The organism is Pararhizobium sp. (assembly GCF_035497515.1).
GTDB lineage: Bacteria > Pseudomonadota > Alphaproteobacteria > Rhizobiales > Rhizobiaceae > Pararhizobium.
Genome location: NZ_DATJDJ010000089.1, coordinates 1 through 2170, shown reverse-complemented (window position 1 = coordinate 2170; position 2170 = coordinate 1). Strand labels below are relative to the sequence as shown.

General features: G+C 60.5%; 1 protein-coding gene and 2 pseudogenes. 2 read left to right on the top strand and 1 reads right to left on the bottom strand.

The genetic code is table 11. The annotated features are described in order from the left end of the window. The coding region (locus VL202_RS09560; protein WP_325463891.1) for an HlyD family type I secretion periplasmic adaptor subunit at nt 1-951 on the top strand (951 nt) is incomplete at its 5' end. A 181-nt stretch (nt 952-1132) separates the two neighbouring features. Next, nucleotides 1133-1865: pseudogene (locus VL202_RS09555) on the top strand (DNA helicase). Here the strand turns inward: VL202_RS09555 and VL202_RS09550 are convergent. Next, a pseudogene (locus tag VL202_RS09550) lies at nt 1851-2170 on the bottom strand (lipoprotein signal peptide); the annotation flags it as partial. The pseudogenes VL202_RS09555 and VL202_RS09550 sit on opposite strands and share 15 nt — an antisense overlap.

Genomic DNA, 2170 nt, shown 5'->3' with positions numbered 1-2170 from the left:
GAGCAGGTCGCCTTTCCGGCGGAACTCACTGCGCGGTCGGATGACCCGGCTTTGCGGAAAATCCTGTCCGGCGAGCAGACTTTGTTCACCTTGCGAAATGCCGAACGGGTTGGTCAAAGGCGGCTTTTGCGGGAGCGTATTGCCCAGCTCGGGCAACAGGTCGAAGGGCTCACCGCGCAGGCGGAGGCCAAGGGGCGTGAAATTGCGCTGGTCGCCAAGGAACTGGCCGGCACACAGAAACTCTACGAACAGGGGTTGATGACGCTCCCCCGTTTGACGGACATCGAGCGCACCGCGGTCCGTCTCGATGGCGAACGCGCGCAGCTTGTCGCCAGCACCGCTGAAGCCAAGGGCAGGATCGCCGAGATAGAATTGGAGATTCTTCAGATCGATCAAAAATTGCGTGCCGAGGTCGGTTCTCAGCTGGCCGACCTGCGGACCAAATTCTCCGAGCTCGCGGAACGCAGGACCGCCGCCCAGGACCAGTTGGACAGGCTGGCGATCACGGCGCCGCAGTCAGGAACCGTTCATGAGCTCTCGGTGCACACGATCGGCGGCGTCGTGCGGGCAGCCGAATCCCTGATGCTGATCATTCCCTCCGCGACGGCGTTGGCGGTGGACGCAAGAATTGCACCGAAGGAAGTTGATCGCCTTCGTGCCGGACAGAAGGTTGCCTTGCGCTTCTCGACCTTCAACCAGCAGACGACGCCTGAAATCGATGGCCGGCTGGTGCGCGTTTCGGCCGATGTGTTGCAAGACGAGAGGACCGGCTTCAGCTATTACACGGCCCGCATCGATATTTCGGCCGATCAGCTCGACAGATTGGGTGTGGTCAAGCTCTTGCCCGGCATGCCGGTCGAGACCTTTATTGCGACAGAAGAGCGGACTGTGCTCTCCTATCTGCTCAAACCTCTGTCGGACCAAGTGATGCACGCCTTCCGCCAGCAGTAAGTTTCGATTATCGACGAGCAGGCCGGAATTCGGCTAGGATCTGATTCTGGCACGGCCCATGCCTCCCCCCTCCACTGGGAAAGCGCTTTTCACGCGGGGCTGACTGATCTCTTTGAACCGACTGTTCGAGCCCGCAGCATGAGGAGGAATTGCGACAACGGCTCGCAATAGGAGGTTTGCGATGAAACTGTCTGCTCCCGTCTATCATTTGAAGCGCAAGGCGAAACGCCTGTCGCGCGAGAACGGCGTTCCCCTTCACCAGGCGCTCGATCATGTCGCCACCCAGGAAGGCTTCGGCCGCTGGAGCCTGCTGGCCGCCAGGTGCGTGGCAGCGATATCGCCGCGTGAACTGTTCGACCGGCTGACTCCCGGCGACCTCGTGCTGATCGGCGCGCGTCCGGGCCACGGCAAGACCTTGCTGAGCCTCGATCTCACCGTCGAAGCCATGAAAGCCGGCCGCCGCGGCGCCTTCTTCACGCTGGAGAGCACGCTTGGCGACATAGTGAACAGTTTCCGCGCCATCGGCGCGGACTGGAGGAAATTCAACGCGCTGTTCGACTTCGACAATTCCGATGCCATCAGCGCCGGCTACATCATCGAAAAATTGGCATCGGCGCCGCGCGGCACTTTCGTGGTCGTGGATTATCTGCAGATTCTCGACCAGAAGCGCGACAAGCCGGAATTGGCGGTCCAAATCCGCGCGCTGCGTGCATTCGCGCGCGAACGCGGCCTGATCATTTGCGTTCATTTCACAGATCGACCGGTCATTCGATCCTGTGAAGAAATCCTGTCCCGGCCTCGAAGATGTCCGGATGTCGAACCCGCTGGATCTGTCGGTTTTCGACAAGGCCTGCTTTCTCCACAATGGGAATGTCCAGTTTCGCCAATCAGCGCCGCAATCATTCAGCGCGTAGCGATTTCGCGAGGAAGATAAGGACCATCTCCACCGTCTCGCGATGGATGGCGTCACGGTCGCGATTGCCGCCATCCGTGCAGACGATGCCTTCGCCGGGGCTTTCCGCTTCGATGAGCTGGACAGCGCCTTCCTTGCAGATTTGCAGGAAGCTGAAATGCAACGCATCGGGAATCATGTGCAAGGATGTTGTCGCCTTGGGGAGGTGCGCGGCAAGATAGAGTGAGTCCTTGTTGGTCGCGGCGACCTCGGCCTTTGTCGCCGTCTCCTTGGCGAAATCGGCGCCGGCCGCGATGACGAGCATGG